Source organism: Paraburkholderia kururiensis, from assembly GCF_034424375.1.
Taxonomy (GTDB): domain Bacteria; phylum Pseudomonadota; class Gammaproteobacteria; order Burkholderiales; family Burkholderiaceae; genus Paraburkholderia; species Paraburkholderia kururiensis_A.
Genome location: NZ_CP139965.1, coordinates 5,250,514 through 5,270,095 on the forward strand (window position 1 = coordinate 5,250,514; position 19,582 = coordinate 5,270,095).

17 protein-coding genes and 1 pseudogene are annotated in these 19,582 nt (G+C 65.7%); 6 read left to right on the plus strand and 12 right to left on the minus strand.

All coding sequences use genetic code 11. The annotated features are described in order from the left end of the window. Nucleotides 1-100: 100 nt before the first annotated feature. Together U0042_RS23555 and U0042_RS23560 are read right to left on the minus strand one after the other, a co-directional pair. Nucleotides 101-391 (minus strand): annotated as a pseudogene (locus U0042_RS23555) (GIY-YIG nuclease family protein); the annotation flags it as partial. A gap of 83 nt (nucleotides 392-474) precedes the next feature. After that, the gene (locus U0042_RS23560; RefSeq protein WP_114808886.1) at nucleotides 475-1,665 is read right to left on the minus strand and encodes a GNAT family N-acetyltransferase; all 1,191 of its coding nucleotides are present in this window, start codon (nucleotides 1,663-1,665) and stop codon (nucleotides 475-477) included. Between the two features lie 110 nt (nucleotides 1,666-1,775). Here U0042_RS23560 and U0042_RS23565 point away from each other — a divergent pair, with 110 nt between their 5' ends. Then, on the plus strand, nucleotides 1,776-3,503 hold the full coding sequence (locus U0042_RS23565) for an NAD+ synthase (protein WP_114808885.1): 1,728 nt from the start codon (nucleotides 1,776-1,778) through the stop codon (nucleotides 3,501-3,503). 97 nt (nucleotides 3,504-3,600) lie between these two features. Continuing rightward, complete coding sequence (gene glnK, locus U0042_RS23570) at nucleotides 3,601-3,939, plus strand: P-II family nitrogen regulator (protein ID WP_017773206.1); 339 nt, start codon at nucleotides 3,601-3,603, stop codon at nucleotides 3,937-3,939. Nucleotides 3,940-4,096: 157 nt separating this feature from the next. On the opposite strand, the gene U0042_RS23575 is transcribed toward glnK, so the two are convergent. From U0042_RS23575 to U0042_RS23600, 6 genes are all read right to left on the minus strand, one after another. Then, nucleotides 4,097-5,209 (minus strand): porin, encoded by a 1,113-nt coding sequence (locus tag U0042_RS23575; RefSeq protein WP_114809461.1) that lies wholly within the window; start codon nucleotides 5,207-5,209, stop codon nucleotides 4,097-4,099. Between the two features lie 635 nt (nucleotides 5,210-5,844). Continuing rightward, nucleotides 5,845-6,633, minus strand: a complete 789-nt coding sequence (locus U0042_RS23580) for an ABC transporter ATP-binding protein (RefSeq protein ID WP_114808884.1) — start codon at nucleotides 6,631-6,633, stop codon at nucleotides 5,845-5,847. A 24-nt stretch (nucleotides 6,634-6,657) separates the two neighbouring features. Then, the gene (locus tag U0042_RS23585; RefSeq protein ID WP_114808883.1) at nucleotides 6,658-7,371 is read right to left on the minus strand and encodes an ABC transporter permease; all 714 of its coding nucleotides are present in this window, start codon (nucleotides 7,369-7,371) and stop codon (nucleotides 6,658-6,660) included. A 9-nt stretch (nucleotides 7,372-7,380) separates the two neighbouring features. Then, complete coding sequence (locus U0042_RS23590; RefSeq protein WP_114808882.1) at nucleotides 7,381-8,070, minus strand: ABC transporter permease; 690 nt, start codon at nucleotides 8,068-8,070, stop codon at nucleotides 7,381-7,383. Nucleotides 8,071-8,237: 167 nt separating this feature from the next. Continuing rightward, the gene (locus U0042_RS23595; protein WP_114808881.1) at nucleotides 8,238-9,017 is read right to left on the minus strand and encodes an ABC transporter substrate-binding protein; all 780 of its coding nucleotides are present in this window, start codon (nucleotides 9,015-9,017) and stop codon (nucleotides 8,238-8,240) included. Between the two features lie 508 nt (nucleotides 9,018-9,525). Then, the gene (locus U0042_RS23600) at nucleotides 9,526-10,065 is read right to left on the minus strand and encodes a periplasmic heavy metal sensor (RefSeq protein WP_114808880.1); all 540 of its coding nucleotides are present in this window, start codon (nucleotides 10,063-10,065) and stop codon (nucleotides 9,526-9,528) included. A gap of 223 nt (nucleotides 10,066-10,288) precedes the next feature. Between U0042_RS23600 and U0042_RS23605 the strand changes: the two genes are divergently transcribed. Next, entirely contained in the window at nucleotides 10,289-11,020 is a 732-nt protein-coding gene (locus tag U0042_RS23605) for a response regulator (RefSeq protein WP_114808879.1), read from the plus strand. Beyond that, on the plus strand, nucleotides 11,004-12,326 hold the full coding sequence (locus tag U0042_RS23610; protein WP_114808878.1) for an ATP-binding protein: 1,323 nt from the start codon (nucleotides 11,004-11,006) through the stop codon (nucleotides 12,324-12,326). Before U0042_RS23605 ends, U0042_RS23610 begins: the two co-directional genes overlap by 17 nt. 90 nt (nucleotides 12,327-12,416) lie before the next feature. On the opposite strand, the gene U0042_RS23615 is transcribed toward U0042_RS23610, so the two are convergent. Together U0042_RS23615 and U0042_RS23620 are read right to left on the minus strand one after the other, a co-directional pair. Then, nucleotides 12,417-12,683: a hypothetical protein gene (locus tag U0042_RS23615; protein WP_114808877.1), complete on the minus strand. Its 267-nt coding sequence runs from the start codon at nucleotides 12,681-12,683 to the stop codon at nucleotides 12,417-12,419. Between the two features lie 176 nt (nucleotides 12,684-12,859). Next, a complete protein-coding gene (locus U0042_RS23620) occupies nucleotides 12,860-14,548 on the minus strand; it encodes a sensor domain-containing diguanylate cyclase (protein ID WP_114808876.1) in 1,689 nt (562 codons plus the stop codon). A 626-nt stretch (nucleotides 14,549-15,174) separates the two neighbouring features. Between U0042_RS23620 and U0042_RS23625 the strand changes: the two genes are divergently transcribed. Both U0042_RS23625 and U0042_RS23630 read left to right on the plus strand, forming a co-directional pair. Beyond that, nucleotides 15,175-16,926, plus strand: coding sequence for an ABC transporter permease subunit (locus U0042_RS23625; RefSeq protein ID WP_327205069.1), 1,752 nt, complete (start codon nucleotides 15,175-15,177; stop codon nucleotides 16,924-16,926). A 23-nt stretch (nucleotides 16,927-16,949) separates the two neighbouring features. Then, nucleotides 16,950-18,299, plus strand: coding sequence for a nitrate/sulfonate/bicarbonate ABC transporter ATP-binding protein (locus U0042_RS23630; protein ID WP_327204997.1), 1,350 nt, complete (start codon nucleotides 16,950-16,952; stop codon nucleotides 18,297-18,299). A 75-nt stretch (nucleotides 18,300-18,374) separates the two neighbouring features. Here U0042_RS23630 and U0042_RS23635 read toward each other — a convergent pair whose 3' ends face one another. Then, a complete protein-coding gene (locus U0042_RS23635) occupies nucleotides 18,375-18,824 on the minus strand; it encodes a hypothetical protein (RefSeq protein ID WP_232833498.1) in 450 nt (149 codons plus the stop codon). Between the two features lie 131 nt (nucleotides 18,825-18,955). Beyond that, nucleotides 18,956-19,543 carry a hypothetical protein gene (locus U0042_RS23640; protein ID WP_419150463.1) on the minus strand — a complete coding sequence of 196 codons (588 nt, stop codon included), beginning with the start codon at nucleotides 19,541-19,543 and terminating at the stop codon, nucleotides 18,956-18,958. Between the last annotated feature and the right edge of the window lie 39 nt (nucleotides 19,544-19,582).

Here is a 19,582-nt window from a genome sequence, read left to right on the forward strand (position 1 = left end):
TTTTTTATTGCGCGTTGCGTACGTTGGGCGACTGGGGCGCGGCGTTGTCGGTGGCGAGCGATTCGAGCGTCGCCGGTTCGATGGTCGTGGCGTCCGTGAGTGCCGCATCGTCCGCCGAGGTGGTCGGCAGCACTGATTCGAGCGTACGCGCGCCCGCGGCGAGCGCGCGCTTTTCGCGGGCCGGCAATTGCTTGACCCAATATTCGGCGCGCGAGGCGGCCGCCCGATCGGCCACCTCGAACGACGCCAGCACCCGCAGCGGCTTGCGCGAGCGCGTGTAGCGCGCGCCGGTGCCACTCGCGTGCTTTTCGAAGCGGGCGGCGACATCGGTGGCGATGCCGGTGTAGACGCTGCCGTCGGCACATTCGATCAGATAGAGGAACCACGGCATGAGGCGATCAATTTTTTCGGTTGTGTGGAGGCGTTTGTGCGGACTGAGCGAGCGCTTGACGAGGCGCGCAAGCGTAGGGCGCGTCAGTTCCTGAACGGATTGTGCTCGCGCAGTTCGTCGACGTAGGCGTGAATGGTCTCCGTTTCGCTCGACAGAAAGCGCGCGACGGCGTCGGCGAAAGCGGGATGCGCGAGCCAGTGGGCCGAATGCGTGGCGGTGGGCAGGAAGCCGCGCGCCATCTTGTGCTCGCCTTGCGCGCCGCCTTCGAAGGTGGCCAGCTTTTCTTCGATGCAGAATTCCAGCGGCTGATAGTACGCGGTCTCGAAGTGCAGGCACGGCACATGTTCGAGCGCGCCCCAGTAGCGTCCGTAGAGTGTGCCGCTCGGACTCGCGGTGCCCGCTTCGCTCGCTGCGCCGCGCTGGTAGGCCACGAGCGAACTGGCGATGGGCTTGCCTTCGCGTTCGGCGATCACGAGCAGCAGGTTCTCGGGCATCGTTTCGCCGATACGCCGGAAGAAGTCGAGATTCAGATACGGCGAGGAGAAATGCTCGCGGTAAGTCTGTCGGTAGCAGCGGTTGAAGAAGCGCCACTCGGCGTCTGTCACGTCCTCGCCGCGCACGCGCCGGAACGTGACGCCGGCCTCATGCACCTTGCGCCGCTCGGCGCGAATGTTCTTGCGCTTCTTTTGTTCGAGCGTCGCGAGGAAGTCGTCGAAGTCGCGGTAGCCCGCGTTGATCCAGTGAAACTGCACACCCTCGCGCAGCATCATGCCGACGTCGGCGAAGGTTTGTGCTTCCTGCGGGGTCGGAAAGAGCACGTGCAGCGACGACACTTCGGCCTGCTCCGCGAACGCCACGAGCGTGGCCGCGAGATGGCGGCGGGCGTTATCGTCCACGGCGAGAAGCCGTGTGCCCTGCACGGGCGTGAACGGCACGGCGCAGAGCAGCTTCGGGTAGTACTCCAGCCCGTTGCGCTTGTAGGCGTCGGCCCAAGCCCAGTCGAACACGTACTCGCCGTACGAATGGCCCTTGAGATAGACCGGCGCTGCGGCAACGAGGCGATTCGTGCGATCGTCGGTGAGCGTCACGAAGCGCGGCGCCCAGCCGGTGTCCGCCACGGCGCACTGCGTCTCGTGGAGCGCCGCGAGAAACTCGTGGCGCAGGAAGGGCGTGGGCTGGGCCTGTTGCGCGAGAAGGGCGTTCCATTCGTCGCGGCCCACCTCGAGCGGTGAGCCCAGAATGCCCGTGCGATAATCGAAGCGTTCCTGATTCAATCTTTCTGACCGTCGTTTCACCGTTCGACCCGTTGCGCCTGTGAGGTAGAGGGCGTCCCCGTCGAGCCACCGTGGCGGCGCGCTCTCACCGCGTTGCCCTTGTCCCTGCCATGAAGACCCGAATCGCTCTTGCCCAACTCAATGTCACCGTCGGCGACTTCGCCGGCAACACCGCGAAGATCGTGGCCGCCGCGCGCGCAGCGCACGAGGATGGTGCGCGGCTCGTCGTTGCCCCGGAGCTCGCGCTGTCCGGCTATCCGCCCGAAGACCTGCTGCTGCGCCCCGCCTTCTACGCGGCGAGCGCGGCCGCGCTCACCCAGCTTGCCCAGGAGCTGAAGCCCTTCAAGGGACTGCACGTGGTGGTGGGTCATCCGTGGCGCGATAGCGGCGATGCGCACGATGGCGCCGGCAGCGCGAAGGGCCATGGTAATGCAAACGCGCCGATCGAGCGCGGCCTGCCGCCTGTCGATACGTTCAACGCTGCATCGCTGCTCGTGGACGGCGACGTGGTGGGCACCTACCTCAAGCAGGACCTGCCGAACACCGAAGTGTTCGACGAAAAGCGCTACTTCGCCTCGCGTGCGAAGCCGTTCGTGTTCGAACTCGACGGCGTGAAGTACGGCGTGGTGATCTGCGAGGACGCGTGGCACGCGTCGGCCGCGCAAATGGCGAAGGCGGCAGGCGCACAGGTGCTGCTGATTCCTAACGGCTCGCCGTATCACCTGAACAAGGAAGCCACGCGCGTCGACATTCTGCGCGCGCGCATTCGCGAGACCGGCCTGCCGATGGTCTACGTGAACATGGTGGGTGGCCAGGACGAACTCGTGTTCGACGGCGGATCGTTCGTGCTCGACGCACACGGCGAGGTGGTGGCGAGCATGCCGCAGTTCCAGGAAGGGCACGCGATCGTCGAGATCGAAACGGAAGGCGGCGCGCCGCGGCCGTTGCCCGCTGCCCTCGCGCCCGAGACGTCGCTCGAAGCGAAGGTCTACGGCGCGCTCGTGATGGGCGTGCGCGACTACATCGGCAAGAACGGCTTTCCGGGCGCGATCATCGGCTTGTCGGGCGGCGTGGATTCGGCGCTCGTGCTCGCGGTGGCCTGCGACGCGCTGGGCGCAGACCGCGTGCGCGCCGTGATGATGCCCTCGCGCTACACGGCCGACATCTCCACCACGGACGCCGCCGACATGGCCCGCCGCGTCGGCGTGCGCTACGACGAGATTGCGATTGCGCCCATGTTCGACGCCTTCCGCGGCGCGCTCGCCGCTGAATTTGCCGGCCGCCCCGAAGACGCGACGGAAGAGAACATCCAGGCCCGCATTCGCGGCACGCTGCTGATGGCGCTCTCCAACAAGTTCGGCTCCATCGTGCTCACCACGGGCAACAAGAGCGAGATGGCCGTGGGCTACTGCACGCTCTACGGCGACATGGCGGGCGGCTTCGCCGTGATTAAGGACATCGCCAAGACGCTGGTCTACCGGCTGTGCCACTACCGTAACGCGGCGCCTGGGTTTGCCACGCAGAACGTCATTCCGGAACGCATTCTCACGCGTGCGCCTTCTGCCGAACTGCGCGAGAACCAGACCGATCAGGACAGCCTGCCGCCCTACGACGTGCTCGACGCCATCATGCGCATGTACATGGAAGAGGACCGGTCGCTCGCCGAGATCGTCGCCGCCGGCTACGCGCCGGAAGACGTGCAGCGCGTGACGCGCCTCATCAAGATCAACGAGTACAAGCGGCGTCAGGCGCCCATCGGCATTCGCGTGACGCACCGCGCGTTCGGCCGCGACTGGCGCTATCCGATCACGTCGCGCTACACGGAGCCGCTGCAATGAACGGGGTTAGCGTCGGCTGCGTGCCGGCCCCGGCGTAGAATCGACGCACCCTTTCTTTTTTTGAACGTTCGAACACTGATACGAGACGAGGTAAGCCATGAAACGCATCACCGCCATCATTAAACCGTTCAAGCTCGATGAAGTGCGCGAAGCGCTGGCCGAAGTGGGCCTCACGGGCCTGACCGTGACCGAGGTGAAGGGCTTCGGTCGTCAGAAGGGTCACACGGAGCTGTACCGCGGCGCCGAATACGTGGTGGACTTCCTGCCGAAGGTGAAGATCGAAGTCGTGGTGGCGAACGAGCAGACCGACCAGGTGATCGACGCGATCATCGGCGCGGCGCGCACGGGCAAGATCGGCGACGGCAAGATTTTCGTGGCGGAAGTGGAACGCGTGATCCGCATCCGCACCGGCGAGGAAAACGAGGCAGCGGTTTAAAGACCGCGCACCGGCAAGGCGGCGCTCGCAATAGATCAATCCAAAGCGGGCCCGCCAAATAAAAAACGGTGCGACACCCTTTCGGGTACCGCACCGATACGCGCCTCTCGCAGCAGCGTGAAAGTGTTTCTACAGCTGTTCTGTCGTCACCCGTCGATTAGAACGAGTGCTGGATGCCGGCGTACACGCCCGTCTGGCTGTGGCCTTGCAGCGGGTTCTCGTTGTAGGTGGTCGAGGAAACCGTGCCGCCCGCACCGGCTGCGTTTGCATCCAGGCCGAAGTTCGCGGTCTTGCTGTTACGCACCGTCGCGATCTGGAGGTCGAGCAGCGTGCGCTTCGAGAGGTTGTACGAACCGCCGATCGTGTAGATCGTCGCGTTGCCGCCACCCTTGTTCGCGTTCACGTGATAGACCGCCGCGATCAGGGCGGCGGCCGGCGTGGCTTGCCACGTCACACCACCCCATTCGTGATCGAGCGAGGTCGGCGAAGCGCCGGCCAGCGTGGCGTCATGCGACGTGCGGATCGCCTGATACGCGCCCTGGATCTTGAACGGGCCGAGGAACACGTTGACCGCAGCCGTGTATTCACGCGAGAAGTTGAATGCGTCGGTGAAGAGGCCGTTGGCGTTGTTGCGGATTTCGTCGTAGATACCGCGCACCTGGAAGAGCGACGACGTGTAGGTCAGTTGCAGACCGCCTTCACGGCCTTGCGACGTCGTGCCGTTACCGTTCCAGTTCGTCGCGTTCGACAGCGCGTACTGGCCATACACGTCAAAGCCGTAGAGCTTCGGCGACTGGTACGAAATGTTGTTGCTCGACTGCGGCCAGTTGCGGCCACGCACCAGCGACGCCGACGACCAGTTCGACTGACCGAACGGATCGAAGTCCCACACGCCGTTCGAGATGAACAGTTCGCGGCCCAGGAGCAGGGTACCGTAGTTGTCGTTCGACATACCGACGGTCGCCCAGCGATTGAAGAGGCCGCCGCCGCCAGGACCCTGGCCGTTCATCGTGTTGAAGCTGCCTTCCAACTGGAACAGCACCTTGTTGCCGCCGCCGATGTCTTCGACGCCCTTCATGCCCCACAGGCTCGTGCCCCAGTCACCGCTCTCTGCGCGCCAGCGCGAGGTCGAACCGGTGTAGCTGTTGTTCGGCAGCCCACTGATGTACTCGAGACCTGCGTCCAGGCGCCCATACAGCGTGACGCTACTCTGTGCGTGCGCAACCACGCCAGCCGACATCAGAGCTGCTGCGAGCAAAGCTTTCTTCATCTTCTCCTCCATACCCTGTCAAGAAGTCAACCCAGTACTGCGAATGGTGTTCGCACGCATCACGCGGCGAACAGGAACCGGAATTGGGAGACGGTGCGCGGAGGATCGCTGTGGTGTGACGCGGCCAGACAACTGGCTCTTATCCCGTCATGCCGACCCTGCGTTGACCGGTGTCTCCTCCGTTTTTGAAGTGAAACTACTTTTAATCAACTTTGTTTTGCTACTTTGGTTACTAATTTAGCAAAAAAGACTCGCTCGGGCGAACAAATTCGTGTGACTTCGGTCAGGTGTCGTCAAATTGCAATAGATCGATGCTGCGGGACGCCTGACCACGGCAGTGAAAATTCCGCCTGGCCTTGTCTGATAAAGGACTCACGGCTTTGGGCAGGGAGTGTTCAGGATTCCCTGTATTGACGCCGGAAAAGTCCCGGAGTAGTGCGAAAGAACGGCCGTTTGAGCCAGTTTTGGAGGGTTTTTTGCGGCCTTCGCGCGAGGCGAGCAGAATCGCGAGTGCAAAAGAAAAGGCGCCGTAAGCGCCTTGTAAAACTACATTGACTACATACGTCGTCCCGTATCGAAACAACAAGGACGACGTAGGGTCTTCAGAGCCGCGATATACCGCCGCGTGCTTCCCTCTATTTGAGACTGCCCGACAGAAACTGCTTGAGGCGCTCGCTCCTGGTATTGCCGAACACTTCGCTCGGATGGCCTTCTTCCTCCACGCGTCCCTGATGCAGGAACATCACGTGGTTCGATACGTTGCGCGCGAACGCCATTTCGTGGGTCACGACGATCATCGTGCGGCCTTCTTCGGCGAGCGTCTGCATCACCTTCAGCACTTCGCCGACGAGTTCCGGGTCGAGCGCCGACGTCGGTTCGTCGAAGAGCATCACGTCGGGCTGCATGGCGAGCGCGCGCGCAATTGCCACGCGCTGCTGCTGGCCGCCCGACAGATGCGAGGGGTACTGCTTCTCGACACGCGGCGCGAGGCCCACTTTCTCCAGATACGTGCGTGCGCGTTCCTCCGCCTCGCGGCGTGGCACGCCGAGCACGTGCACGGGGGCCTCGACGATGTTTTCAAGCACGTTCATGTGCGCCCACAGATTGAAGTGCTGGAACACCATCGAAAGCTTGGTGCGCACGCGCTGCAACTGCTTGTGATCCGACACGCGCAGCGCGCCGGAACGATTGTCCTGCAGCGTGCGAACTTCTTCGCCATCCACGAAGATGCGGCCCGCGTTGGGCTGTTCGAGAAAGTTGATGCAGCGAAGCATCGTGCTCTTGCCCGAACCGGAGGAGCCGATCACGCTGATCACGTCGCCGGCGTTTGCCTTGAGCGACACGCCTTTCAATACCTCGTTGTCGCCGTACCGCTTGTGCAGCGTATCGACGAAGAGCTTCTGCTTGTGCGTCTGGGAGTCCATCGAAATCCTTGAGCGGGCGCTTGTTTACTTGCCTTGCGGCCGCAGGTAGGCGAGCCAGCGGTGCTCGGCGCGGCGGAACAGCCACACGAGCGTGAAAGAGATGGCCAGGTAGAGGAGCGCGGCGATGCCGAACGCGCCGAATGACTGGTAGGTCGCCGAATTGACGTCACGCGCGATCTTGAGGATGTCCGGCACCGTGGCGGTGAACGCTACCGTGGTGGCGTGCAGCATCAGGATCACTTCGTTGCTGTAGTAGGGCAGCGCGCGACGCAGCGCCGACGGCAGGATCACGCGCCGGTACAGCGTGAAGGTGGACATGCCATAGGCGCGAGCCGCTTCGATCTCGCCGTAGGGCGTGGCCTTGATGGCACCGGCGAAGATTTCCGTCGTGTAGGCGCAGGTGTTGAGCGTGAAGGCGAGCAGCGTGCAATTCATGCCCTCGCGGAAGAACGCGTTGGTGAGTTCGTGCGAGCGGACGATCTCGAGACTGTAGAGGCCCGTATAGCAGAGCAGCAGTTGCACGTAGAGCGGCGTGCCGCGAAAGATGTAGGTATAGAGCCACACGAGGCCGGCGAGCCATTTCCTCTTCGAGACGCGCGCCACCGCGAGCGGCACCGAAAGGCAGAAGCCGAGTCCGATGGACACGACAAGCAGCCACAGCGTGATCGTGACGCCGGTAAAACGGTAGCCGTCGGTGTAGAGGTAGTTGCGCCAGTATTGCTGGATCAGCTCGAGCATGGTTTCGCCTTAGAGTTCCGCTTTGCGCACGCCGGTCGAGTAGCGCTTTTCGAGGCAGATGAGCACGAAGTTCGAAACCGTCGTGATGCCGAGGTAGATCGCCCCTGCGAGCAGCGTGAAGAAGAAGAACCGCAGCGTGCCCTTGCCGGCATCCTGCGAAGCCTTCACGACGTCGGCGAGGCCGATGATCGAGACGAGCGCCGTCGACTTCACGAGCACCTGCCAGTTGTTGCCGATGCCGGGCAGCGCGAAGCGCATCATCTGCGGGAACATGATGCGGTGGAATACCTGCCAGCCCGTCATGCCATAGGCGTGGCCGGCTTCGAGCTGGCCGCGCGGCACGGCGAGAAACGCGCCGCGAAACGTCTCGGTGAAGTACGCACCGTAGATGAAGCCGAGCACGATCACGCCGGCCGCGAAGGGGTCGATGTCGATCTGGTCCCAGCCCAGCAGGTCCGTCAGGTTGTTGAGCCAGATCTGGATGCCGTAGAAGAGCAGCAGCATCAGCACGAGGTCGGGCACGCCGCGAATGAGGGTGGTGTAGAGCGCGCCGACACCGTGCGAGAGCCGGTTCTTCGAGAGCTTCGCCGCCGCGCCGAGAAGGCCCAGCAGAAACGAAAGCGCCAGCGAGAGAACTGCCAGCTTGACGGTCTGCCATGTGCCGGCGAGGATTAGCGGGCCGTAGCCTTGAAAGAGCATATCGAGGTCCTTGACGGCGCGTCGGGCGCGCCGCGAAAGACGCGGCACTTCGCGTGCCGCTGTGCAAATGAAACCAGAGGTGTCCCGCCGTTGCCGGCGAAACGGTGTCGTGGACTCTATTACCGCAGCCGTACGAAACACCATTGGTGCTCGCCCGGGCGCGGGTGCTACTGACTGCCCGGGTAAATGTCGAAGTCGAAGTACTGCTTCGCGAGCTTGCGGAACGTGCCGTCCCGATGGACTTCGGCCAGCGCTGTGTCGAACATCGACTTCAATTCGACGTCTTCGGAACGCAGCCCGATCGCCGTGCCTTCGCCGATCGTTTTCGGGTCCTTCACTTCGGGACCCGCGAAGGCGAAGCCCTTGCCGCGCGGCGTCTTGAGGAAGCCGGCGCCCGCCTGCACTTCGTCTTGCAGCGTGGCGTCGAGCCGTCCCGAGAGCAGGTCCGCATAGACCTGATCCTGATTCGGATAGGTCACGACCGTCACGCCCTTCGGCTCCCACCAGGCTTTGGCGTACGCTTCCTGAGTCGAGCCTTGCTCGACGCCCACGCGCTTGCCCTTGAGGGACGCGGCGGTGGGCAAAAGCGGCGAACCGGCTTGGGCGACCATGCGCGCGGGCGCGTCATACATCTTGTCGGAGAAAGCGATCTGCTGGCGGCGCTGCCCGGTGACGGTGTAGGACGACACGATTGCGTCGAACTTCCTCGCCTTCAGGGCCGGGATCATGCCGTCGAAGTCCTGCTCCACCCAGACGCATTTCACGTTCATCCGCGCACACAGCGCGCGCGTGAGATCGACTTCGAAGCCGACCATCTGACCGGTGGGCGCCTTCGACTCGAACGGCGGGTAGCTGGCATCGACGCCGATGCGCACGGTCTTCCATTCTTTCGCCATGGCCCCCGTGGCCATGACAGCGAGCGCCACGCAAACTGCGAGCTTCTTCATGATTCTCCTGATACTTGGCGGCTGTCGCTGTGGCTGCGCGACATCCGCCGGCCGGCTCGTGACCGGCCGCCGCTATTCTAGGCGGTCAAAAATTGGCGACACTGCTTTTTTGCCCTGCTGGACGGCGGGCATGCTCGGCCCGGTCATGGACCGCGGCCTTGCCTTGTGGCGCAGCTTGCGCCCGGTTTCACGTCGCATCGAAGCGGGCGCGAAGCCGGTGTTCCGGGCGCTGCCCGTCTTGCGCCGACGCCTGCCTGAGGCGCGGCGAGGCGGGCGCGGGCCGAAAAGCGCGGTATTTTACCTGAACCGGATGGGTGTGCCAGCGCTGCTGCAAGGGGCCGGAAGGGGCGGCGTCTACCCACGGCCCACGGACGCGCGGGCGTATCGTTGGAGCGCCGAAGCGGCTGGAAGGGGAAGAACGGAAGGACGGTCCGTCAGGGAACCGGGATGTCACCGTAGGGGCCGGCGGCCGGACACCACGCGAGGCGTGCCCAGCCGCCGGGCGAGCTTACTGCTCAGCCGGTGCCGGCGCGCTCGCCGCACCGCGGCGATGTTCCCAACGGTCACGCATTTTCTCGCGGTGCGCTTCCATCCGCTCGAAGCGCGTCTTGAGCTCCGTGCTCACGGTCGTCTTCTGCTGGTCGTTCAGGCCGTTGTAGAACGCAAGCCAGGCCTGCGCCGTTTCCTCACGCAGTTGCGCGCTCTGCTGTTCGGCCTGCTGATGCGCCGCGTGCAAGGCGTTCAGATCGAGAATGGGCTGCTGCTTCATGGCGTCGAACTGCTGGCGCATCTTCTCGTGAAGCGCGCGCTGGGCTTCGTGGTCGCGTTTCATGGTGTCGAGCGCGGCCTGCCACTGCTTTTCCTGGTCCGCATTCAGCTTGAGCCGGTCGTGCACCTGCGTGAGCTCTTTCATGAAATGCTCGTGCATGCCCGGACCGCCAGGGCCGCCAGGACCACCGGGCGGCGGCATCTGGGCGTAAGCGGCGCCAAGCGAAAGCGTCAGCGCAGCGGCGGCAACGGCGAGAATGCGAGAGGGCTTCCTGTACATCGTGATGCTCCTTGTGTGATCGTCAGTCGGAGCGGGTGCGCGGTGATGGACGCGCATTGCCGCAACCGGTGATGCACAGCGTAGAGAGGCGCACGATGCGCCGTGTTACGGCCCCGTTCGGCGTCGTTACGCGACATTACGGCAGCCTTTCGTAGTAACACCCCGTAACCCTTTGGGGAAAGTCGGGGGGCAAACGTAACGGACCCCACGGTAAACTGCCGCCATGGCTACTCAAATCCTGGTCGTCGACGACGACGTAGAACTGCGCGACCTGCTGCGCGACTATCTGGTCAAACAGGGCATCGAGGTGTCGGTGCTGCACGACGCCGGCTCGCTGGAGCGCCGGCTCGAACGCGAACGCCCCGACCTCATCGTGCTCGACCTGATGATGCCCGGCGTGGACGGGCTCACGGCGCTGCGCAAGCTGCGCGCGTCGGGCGACGACATTCCCGTGATCATGCTCACCGCGCGCGCCGACGACGTGGACCGCATCGTCGGTCTAGAACTCGGTGCCGACGACTACCTCGGCAAGCCGTTCAATCCGCGCGAACTGCTCGCGCGCGTGCAGGCGGTGCTGCGCCGGCGCCGTACGCTGCCGTCGGCCGCGGCGCCCGAGCAGCGCGAGCCGTTCGCGTTCGGCCGCTTCGTGCTCGACTTCCAGTCGCGCGCGCTGCATCAGGAGGGCCGTCCGCTCACGCTGTCGGGCAGTGAATTCGCGCTCCTGAAGATCTTCGTCAATCACCCCATGCGCACGCTCACGCGCGAGCGTCTGCTCGAACTGCTGCACGGTCCCGAATACGACGGCACCGACCGCGGCATCGACGTGCAGGTATGGCGCCTGCGCCGCATTCTCGAAACCGATCCTTCCACGCCGCGTTTCATCCAGACCGTGCGCGGCCGTGGCTATGTCTTTGTACCGGACGGAGAGCCGAACGCTCATGCGTCGACCGGTTGATTCGCTGTTCGGGCGGCTGGCCCTGCTGTTCATCGGGGTGCTGCTGCTGTCTCACGTGGCGTGGTTCGCGCTCATGCGGCTCGAACGCAACCAGCTGCAGACGCGCTATGCCGTCGAAGAGGCCACCTTTCTCGTCGAGGCGGTGCGGCAGCACGTCGCGCGCACGCCGGACCAGCCGTTGCCTTCGCGCGTGCGGCTCGTCGACCCCACCAGCCGCGACGTCCCCATCAATCCCGATGACCTCCCGCCGTCGCTGCGCCGCTTCCTCGAAGACGTGCGCGACCGCATGCCGCCCGGCACCGACGTGCGCGTCGGTACGCCGGGGCATCCGCCCACGTTGTGGGTGCGCTCGCCGGCCGATCGCAGCTGGATCGTCGTGCCGGTGCAGCCGTTGCGCCTGCTGAGGCCCATCGAAAAGATGGTGCCGTGGTTCATCATCATCTTTTCGGCGGCGCTCATCGCCGCGCTCGTGGCGGCCTGGCAGCTTCAGCAGCCGTTGCGCTCGCTCGCGCAGGCCGTGTCGCGCTTTGGCCGCGGGCTGCCCGTGCCGCCCGTGCCGGAACGAGGACCGCGCGAACTGCGCCAGCTCACGCACGGCTTCAACCAGATGGTCCAGGAAGTGGCGCGTACGGACAACGACCGCGCCGTCATGCTGGCCGGCGTCGCGCACGACCTGAAGACGCCGCTTGCGCGGCTGCGGCTGCGCGCCGAGATGATGGAAGAAGCGCGCATGCGCGACGGCGTGGTGCGGGACGTCGATTCCATGGCGCACATCGTCGACCAGTTTCTCGTCTTTGCGCACGACGGCGCGGACCGCAGCGAACCGGTGGAAGTGGACGAGCAATGCCGGCGTGTGGTGCGCTCGTATCGGGCCGTCGCACCGGGCGCCGCCGCGATCGAGATGCGGCTTGCCGCAGGCAGCGGCTTCAAGCTTCCTGCGGCGACGCTCGAGCGCGTCCTGTCGAACCTGCTCGACAACGCGCACGCTTACGGCGCACCGCCCGTCGTGGTGGCCACGGCGCGTACGGCCACCGGCTACACGCTGTCGGTCAGCGACAGCGGCAAAGGTATCGCTCCGCAAGATCTCATCAACGCAAGCCGCCCGTTCGTGCGGCTCGACCCCGCGCGCGGCGGCAACGGGCATAGCGGGCTGGGCCTCGCCATCGTGGAGCGCCTCGTGCGTCGTGCGGGCGGCGAATGGGAAATCGGCAACCACGAAGGCGGCGGCCTGCGCGTGCTGATGACTTTTTCGCAGGACGCCATGCCGCGTGGCGTGAAAGAGGAGGCGCAGCAAAGCGCCTGGTGAGGCGGCCGCCTATGCCTTGCATCCCTTGACGGTTCGCAGGCGGCCGGCGCGAGCGGTTCGTGAGCGACGTGAGTGGCGTGCGCTATGCGGCTACTCGGAGAACAGCGAATCGAGCGCCGCGGCGGCGTCGCTATCCACGGTGTTGTAGGTCACCGTGTCGGCTTCGAAGATGTAGTTCGTTGTGTACTTGCCGAGACGCGCCAGAATTTCTTCCTGAATCACTTCGGGCGCCACGTCGAGCTTCAGATACCACGCCGTCGACGACAGGCGCGTCTGGAACGCTCCGTATTCGGCCATCAGCTGGTCGAACGCATGAGCATCCTGGTCGCGGCAGACGATGACCAGATTCCCCTTCATGCACACCTCCGATAGAACGTATCAACGAGAACCGTGCAAGGGCGCGAAGCCCTCATGTCCGACCGATGATAACCGCTAAAGGCGGCGTGCCGCGTGTGGGCGAGGAACGGCGGGCAGGGTGTCGGTCGTGCAGGCGTCGAGTGGCGGTGCCGCTCGTTGCCACCCTATCGCGCCTGCTACGCCTGCCATGAAGCGTTGGCCGACGTGCGTGCAGGCGGCGGGCTGTCGCCGGGTGCGTGAGCTTCGGTCCGGTCGCGTCCCGCCGACTTCGCGGCATAAAGCGCCATGTCGGCGCGGCTGATGAGGCGCTCCGGCAGATCGTCCGCCGCATACTCGGTAATGCCGATGCTCACGGCGAGTTCGATGTCCTCGGGCAGCTTCGCGGGCTGCGATCCCTTGAACCGTCGGCGCAGTCGCTCCATGACGTCGATGCCTTCGGCCAGCCGCGTCGAGGGCAGCACGATGCCGAATTCCTCGCCGCCCAGACGTCCAACGGCATCCGAGCCGCGCAGCTCGGCGCGACACGTATCGACGAAATGCTCTAGCGCGCGGTCGCCGGCCGCGTGGCCGTAGCAGTCGTTGATCTGCTTGAAGTGGTCGAGGTCCGCGATCGCCATGCAAAGCGGCGTGCCGCTTGCACGCGCGCGGTCGATCTCGTGTCGCAGCAAATCGAGAAAGTAGCGGCGCGAGAGCGCGCCCGTTAGCGCATCGTGCCGCGCTTCGGCGGCGAGCAGCGCGTTGGCCGCCTGCAACTGCTGGGCGAGATCGCGCGTGGCGCGGTGGTGCCGCAGCTCGCGCCTCCACGATACGGTGATCACCCAGGTCAGCGTTACCGTCCCCACGAGCGTGAGGAACACGAGCAGCCGATCGCGCCGGTGCGAGCTGCGCAGTTCGGGCCAGGTGGCAATCGGGTCGACGAGATGGGCGGACAGGCCGGAATTGAGTCCGTCGCGCGATTCGTAGAGCGCCGGCGTGGGGTGTTTCGGCATGTCGAACAACTGGGCGGCGGCCGCGCTCGGCACCCACGGCTCCTGTTCGCGCATGTCCGCGCTCAGCGAGCGGATCTCGAACGGCGGAAACCGGTCGCGCAGGTACGTGTTGACCCGCTCGACCGGGTTCATCGTGAGGACCGGCGCATTCGGCAGCGTGTGTCCTTCGAGCTGGTTGTCGTTGGCCATGATGACGACGCCGTTCTGGTCCGTCACGAACGAACCGGGATGTGCCACCCAGTGCCGAAATCGTGAGAGCGACATCCGCGCGGCCACCGCGCCGACGAGCAAGCCTTCGTTATAGACCGGCGCGGCGATGAAGATGCCGGGGTCGCCGGTCTGTCGTCCCACGCCGTAAGCTTCCGTGAAGGCGCCGAGGCGCGTGTTGAGGAAGTAGGGGCGGGTGTGCATGTCCCTGCCGATATACGGATGAGCGCTGGTCGCGTTGCTCGATGCCACGCACAGGCCGTTGGCGTTGATGAGCCAGATGGCGTCGAGCCCCGAGAAGCCCTGGGCGTCGTGAAGGAAGCGGTTGATGGCCGCGAGCGCGGGCACGCCCGTAAGCTGCGCCCGTCGCCCGGCGTCGGATTTTCCGTCGTCCGGTCGATACTGGCGGGCCGCGACGAGGGCGTCCTGCACGGCGCCGAGCTCGGCCATCGTCGATGGCATGGCGCGCGAAAGCGCGAGGTCGCTTGCAATGACTTCGGCCATGTTGTCGACGATCGAGGAGGTCACCTGCCGCTGCGCGCCCAGTGCGGCTGCGAGTTCCTGCTGCACCATGCGGTCGGCGATGGCGCCCGCGGCGAACCAGCAGAGAAGCGCCGCGAGCACGAGGCCGAGTGGTCCCGCCAGCTGGCGCAAGGGTGTCCTGTTCATCGGCCTTTCGATTTGTCTGGTATCCGTATGAAGGCAGTAGGGAGAGATCGTCCGCCGTATGCCGTCCTGCCGGGCCCCGGAAGCCATGATGCCGGGGTGTTCGCGTCTGCGAGGGCGGGCTCGCGTGGGGTGTCTCCGCCGCCCGGCATGGCCCGCAGCCAGTCCGGCGATTTTACCTCTGCGATGGCATGCGCGATGGGCGGGCGGCTTGCTCGTCCCCGGCCGAGGCCGGGCCCCAGACGTTGCGTTTCGCTGTTGTGCCTCGCGGTTGTGCCTGTCACACAGGTTGTAGTAGTGTCATGCGGTCCTAAAGAACCGCAACCTGGAACGGCAACCGCAAGCGCAAGGCGCCCTCGCGCGAGAGGTCTCTGCGGCAAGGTGCAAGCCGCGGGTGGCGGCAAGGTCGCATGCGTGTCGCGTGCCATGCGGGCGTGTCGCGCCTGCCGGACGACGTATTTATCGAACTGCTACGGATGACGCGCCTATGCGTTTTGCCATGTCTCATCGCTGCTTTCCCGACCGTTTCCCCACGTTTCCTGTCGCCGCCTTCCGCTCGATGACCGAGCCATGGAATGGCGCTGCCGTGGGCGACTATCACGGCGGTGCATCTGTGGAGGCTCGCTGAGATGGACTTCCGCTTCAACCTGAACCGCACCGCGAACGCCTCGGCGTGGCGGCTGCTGCCTAACGGCTGGGACTTTGTGGCGTTCCCGCTGATCCTGTGCCTGATCGCGATGGCGGCCATCGGCTTTCACCAGACGCTCGCGCCGATGTCGACGCTGCAGACGCAGGCCATCTCGCTGGACACGGCGATGCTGCCCGAGTACGCCATGCGCACCACGCTGCGCATGCTCGCGGCGATGGTGGCGTCGCTCGTGTTCACGTTCACCTACGGCACGCTGGCGGCCAAGAGCCGGCGCGCGGGCATGGTGCTGGTGCCGGTGCTCGACATCCTGCAGTCGGTGCCGGTGCTGGGCTACATCTCGTTTACGGTGACGTTCTTCCTCGCGCTGTTTCCGGGGCGCGTGCTGGGTGCGGAGCTGGCGGCCATCTTCGCGATCTTCACGAGCCAGGCCTGGAACATGACCTTCAGCTTCTACCAGTCGCTGCGCACCGTGCCGCGCGACCTGGACGAGGTCTCGCGCGGCTTTCACCTGACCGCCTGGCAGCGCTTCTGGAAGCTGGAGGTGCCGTTCTCGATGCCGGGGCTGATCTGGAACATGATGATGTCGATGTCGGGCGGCTGGTTCTTCGTGGTGGCCTCGGAGGCCATCACGGTGGGCAACAGCACCATCACGCTGCCGGGCATCGGCGCGTACCTGGCGCAGGCCATCGCGCAGAAGAACCTGCACGCGGTGGGCTGGGTGATCCTGGCCATGACGGTGGTGATCCTCGCCTACGACCAGCTGCTGTTCCGCCCGCTGGTGGCCTGGGCCGACAAGTTCCGCATGGAGAACACCAGTTCGGGCACGGCGCCCGGCTCCTGGCTGCTGGACCTGATCCGGCGCACGCGGCTCATCCACCGCATGCTGGTGCCGTTCGGCTGGCTGCTGGCGCGCCTTGCACGCGTGCCGCTGAAGCTGCCCGCGTTCGAGCGGCCCAGCCCGTTCGGCGTGACGCGCACGCTGGGCACGCGCGCGGCCGACATCGTGTGGGGCATCTTCGTGGTGCTGCTCACCGCCTACGTGCTGTACCGGGTGATCGCGTACGTGCACACGGGCGTGGGCATGGACGAGGTGCTGCACGTGTTCGTGCTGGGCTTCATCACGCTGCTGCGGGTGGTGGTGCTGATCGCGCTGTCGTCGCTGGTGTGGGTGCCGCTGGGCGTGCTGATCGGGCTGCGCCCGGCGCTGGCCGAGAAGATCCAGCCGCTCGCGCAGTTTCTCGCGGCGTTTCCGGCCAACCTGCTGTTTCCGGTGTTCGTGATGGCGATCGTGCGCTTTCACCTGAACCCGGACATCTGGCTCTCGCCGCTGGTGGTGCTGGGCACGCAGTGGTACATCCTGTTCAACGTGGTGGCGGGCGCGAGCGCCTACCCGAACGACTACCGGGAGGCGGCCACGAACTTCCGCATCCGGGGCTGGCAGTGGTGGCGCCAGGCGATGCTGCCGGGCATCCTGCCGTACTACATCACGGGGGCCATCACGGCCTCGGGCGGGGCGTGGAACGCGAGCATCGTCGCGGAGGCGGTGCAGTGGGGCGACACGAAGCTGGTGGCGCACGGGCTGGGGGCGTACATCGCGCAGACCACGGCCGACGGGGACTTCCCGAAGATCATCCTTGGGGTGGCGGTGATGTCGCTGTTCGTCACCCTGTTCAACCGGCTGTTGTGGCGTCCGCTGTACGCGTACGCCGAATCGCGGCTGCGGCTCGACTGAATGCGCGAAGCGGAGAGCAGATCATGCAGGAACCAAAGACGGTAACGGCGGCGGGCGGACAGACGCCCGCGGCGAACGTGGCGCCGGTGGCGGGCGCCGAGATCCTGAACGTGAAGCACGTGAGCCGTGGCTTCAACAAGGCGCAGGGCGAGCTGCTGGTGCTCGACGACGCGAACCTGACGCTGCACGAGGGGGAGATCGTGGGGCTGCTGGGGCGCTCGGGCTCGGGCAAGTCGACGCTGCTGCGCATCATCTCGGGGCTGATCGAGCCGACCTCGGGGGAGGTGGAGTACCTGGGGCAGCCGCTCAGGGGCCCGGCCGAGGGGGTGGCGATGGTGTTCCAGACCTTCGCGCTGTTTCCGTGGCTGACGGTGCTGCAGAACGTGGAGGCGGGGCTGGAGGCGCGCGGGGTGGGGGCGCGCGAGCGCCGCGAGCGGGCGCTGGCGGCGATCGACCTGATTGGTCTGGACGGGTTCGAGAACGCGTACCCGCGCGAGCTGTCGGGCGGCATGCGGCAGCGGGTGGGGTTTGCGCGTGCGCTGGTGGTGGACCCGACGCTGCTGCTGATGGACGAGCCGTTCTCGGCGCTGGACGTGCTGACGGCCGAGACGCTGCGCACGGACCTGCTGGACCTGTGGACGCAGGGTCGGCTGCCGATCCGCTCGGTGCTGATCGTGACGCACAACATCGAGGAAGCGGTGTTCATGTGCGACCGGATCCTGGTGCTGTCGTCGAACCCCGGGCGGGTGCTGGCGGAGATCCGGGTGCCGTTCCGGCATCCGCGCAACCGGCTGGACCCGGCGTTCCGGCGGCTGGTGGACGACATCTACGCGAAGATGACGGCGCGGCAGACGGGCGGATGGGGCAAGAAGGAGCTGGAGCTGGGCAGCTGGCTGCCGCAGGTGTCGACGAACCTGATGGCGGGGCTGATCGAGACGCTGGCGATGCCGCCGTACCACGGGCGGGCGGACATGCCGGAGATTGCGCGCTCGCTGCACCTGGAGGTGGACGACCTGTTTCCGATCGCGGAGATGCTGCAGCACCTGGGGTTCGCGGACGTGCGTGAGGGGGACGTGTTCCTGACGCCGCCGGGGCGGGTGTTCGCGGAGTTCGGCACGCAGGAGCGCAAGATGATGTTCGCGGAGCACCTGCTGCGCAACGTGCCGCTGGCCGCGCGTATCAAGAAGGTGCTCAACGAGCGGCCGGGGCACCGCGCACCGCGCGTGCGCTTCGAGCAGGAGCTGGAAGACTTCCTGTCGGACCAGGCCGCGGAAGAGACGCTCGATACGGTGATCGACTGGGGGCGCTATGCCGAGATCTTCTCGTATAACGACCAGACGGAGATCTTCAGTCTCGAGGATGTGGAGTCTTGAGCGCCGGCTGGAGATGCCACACCAGGGGCCCGCTCGCTTATCGCGCAGGCACACGGCCAACCAGCGGATGCCGACCTATTGCAGCGTGCCCCAGCGCTCCACAGCCGGTTCCGCCGCGGCCCATTTCCACCCCTTGTCCTGAAGGCACGCGCTGCCGGTGAACCAGTGCGTCGGCGCATTCGCGTCGTCGCCGTCCACCACCGAAAACACGAACTCCTTGCAGATCGCGAGCGCCGATGTGAACGCCCGCGTAACGCGCACTTCGCCGTGACCGTTCTCGATGGGCAGCGTGTGCTTCACGCGCCACGGCTTTGCGTCGCCGACCGGCATCGAACCCGCGAGCGACGCAATCATGTCCTGCTGGTCGCCGTGCATCTCGCGCATGTAGCGGTTCACGGCTTCGTCGGTGGCCGCCTGAACGGCGATGCCCACGCCGATACCCACCGCGGGGTTGGCCGTGACGAGGCCCGACGCGGCACCCGCCGCCGCACCGCTCGCGGCACCAATCGACCCACAGCCGCTCATCACGAGCGCTGCGCCAACGCATAGCGCGGCTGTGGCAGCGATGCGTGCAAGGCTCGTCGTGCATGCCGTGCTTCGACTTTGTTCGCCGCCGCCCGGTCGTGCCTGACGATGCCATCGTGGCAGGGCGCCCATCATTGCAGCGCGCCCCAACGTTCGGTCGCGGGCTCGGCGGAGGCCCACTTCCATGCATTGCCGTCGCGGCAGATCGAAGCCACATAGAAGGCGCTCGATGCAGGCGCGTTCTGCTTCGCCGCCGTGTCGACCGAGAACACAATCTCCTTGCAGTCGAGCGTGCCGCTGCTGATGGTGCGGCTCACCGTGACGCGGCCATGCTCGTCGTCTTCGATGGGCACCGAATGTGTGGCCGACCACGGCGCGACGGCGCCCACGTCGAGGCTGCCTGCCGCGCGCGCGATGGTGTCCTGGGTGTCGCGATGAACGATGCGTTCGGAGTACTGCACGCCGGCCTTCGCCGCCGCGACGGTGCCCAGACCGATGCCCGTGGCGACGGCCGCATTGCGCGTCACTTTGCTGGCGAGCGCGGCGCCTGCGATACCGGCGCCCGCCGTGGCGCCTTCCGAATACATCGAACTGCAGCCGCTGAGTACCGTGGCGCCGAGTGTGGTGCAGAGCGCGCTCACGACGAAGGCGCGGTGCAGTGCGTGCGGCGTGTTGCGACAGCGCGTGATGCGCTGCATCGGAAGCTTTGTTTTGAACATTTCCCGTGGCCGTATCGTGCGCGCGGGCCTTGTTTTACG

Bases quoted from the DNA above. Each gene is read 5' to 3' on its own strand.
- U0042_RS23565 (WP_114808885.1), top strand. From the start codon at position 1,776: ATGAAGACCCGAATCGCTCTTGCCCAACTCAATGTCACCGTCGGCGAC.
- glnK (WP_017773206.1), top strand. From the start codon at position 3,601: ATGAAACGCATCACCGCCATCATTAAACCGTTCAAGCTCGATGAAGTG.
- U0042_RS23575 (WP_114809461.1), bottom strand. From the start codon at position 5,209: ATGAAGAAAGCTTTGCTCGCAGCAGCTCTGATGTCGGCTGGCGTGGTT.
- U0042_RS23580 (WP_114808884.1), bottom strand. From the start codon at position 6,633: ATGGACTCCCAGACGCACAAGCAGAAGCTCTTCGTCGATACGCTGCAC.
- U0042_RS23585 (WP_114808883.1), bottom strand. From the start codon at position 7,371: ATGCTCGAGCTGATCCAGCAATACTGGCGCAACTACCTCTACACCGAC.
- U0042_RS23590 (WP_114808882.1), bottom strand. From the start codon at position 8,070: ATGCTCTTTCAAGGCTACGGCCCGCTAATCCTCGCCGGCACATGGCAG.
- U0042_RS23595 (WP_114808881.1), bottom strand. From the start codon at position 9,017: ATGAAGAAGCTCGCAGTTTGCGTGGCGCTCGCTGTCATGGCCACGGGG.
- U0042_RS23600 (WP_114808880.1), bottom strand. From the start codon at position 10,065: ATGTACAGGAAGCCCTCTCGCATTCTCGCCGTTGCCGCCGCTGCGCTG.
- U0042_RS23605 (WP_114808879.1), top strand. From the start codon at position 10,289: ATGGCTACTCAAATCCTGGTCGTCGACGACGACGTAGAACTGCGCGAC.
- U0042_RS23610 (WP_114808878.1), top strand. From the start codon at position 11,004: ATGCGTCGACCGGTTGATTCGCTGTTCGGGCGGCTGGCCCTGCTGTTC.
- U0042_RS23615 (WP_114808877.1), bottom strand. From the start codon at position 12,683: ATGAAGGGGAATCTGGTCATCGTCTGCCGCGACCAGGATGCTCATGCG.
- U0042_RS23620 (WP_114808876.1), bottom strand. From the start codon at position 14,548: ATGAACAGGACACCCTTGCGCCAGCTGGCGGGACCACTCGGCCTCGTG.
- U0042_RS23625 (WP_327205069.1), top strand. From the start codon at position 15,175: ATGGACTTCCGCTTCAACCTGAACCGCACCGCGAACGCCTCGGCGTGG.
- U0042_RS23630 (WP_327204997.1), top strand. From the start codon at position 16,950: ATGCAGGAACCAAAGACGGTAACGGCGGCGGGCGGACAGACGCCCGCG.
- U0042_RS23635 (WP_232833498.1), bottom strand. From the start codon at position 18,824: ATGAGCGGCTGTGGGTCGATTGGTGCCGCGAGCGGTGCGGCGGCGGGT.
- U0042_RS23640 (WP_419150463.1), bottom strand. From the start codon at position 19,543: ATGTTCAAAACAAAGCTTCCGATGCAGCGCATCACGCGCTGTCGCAAC.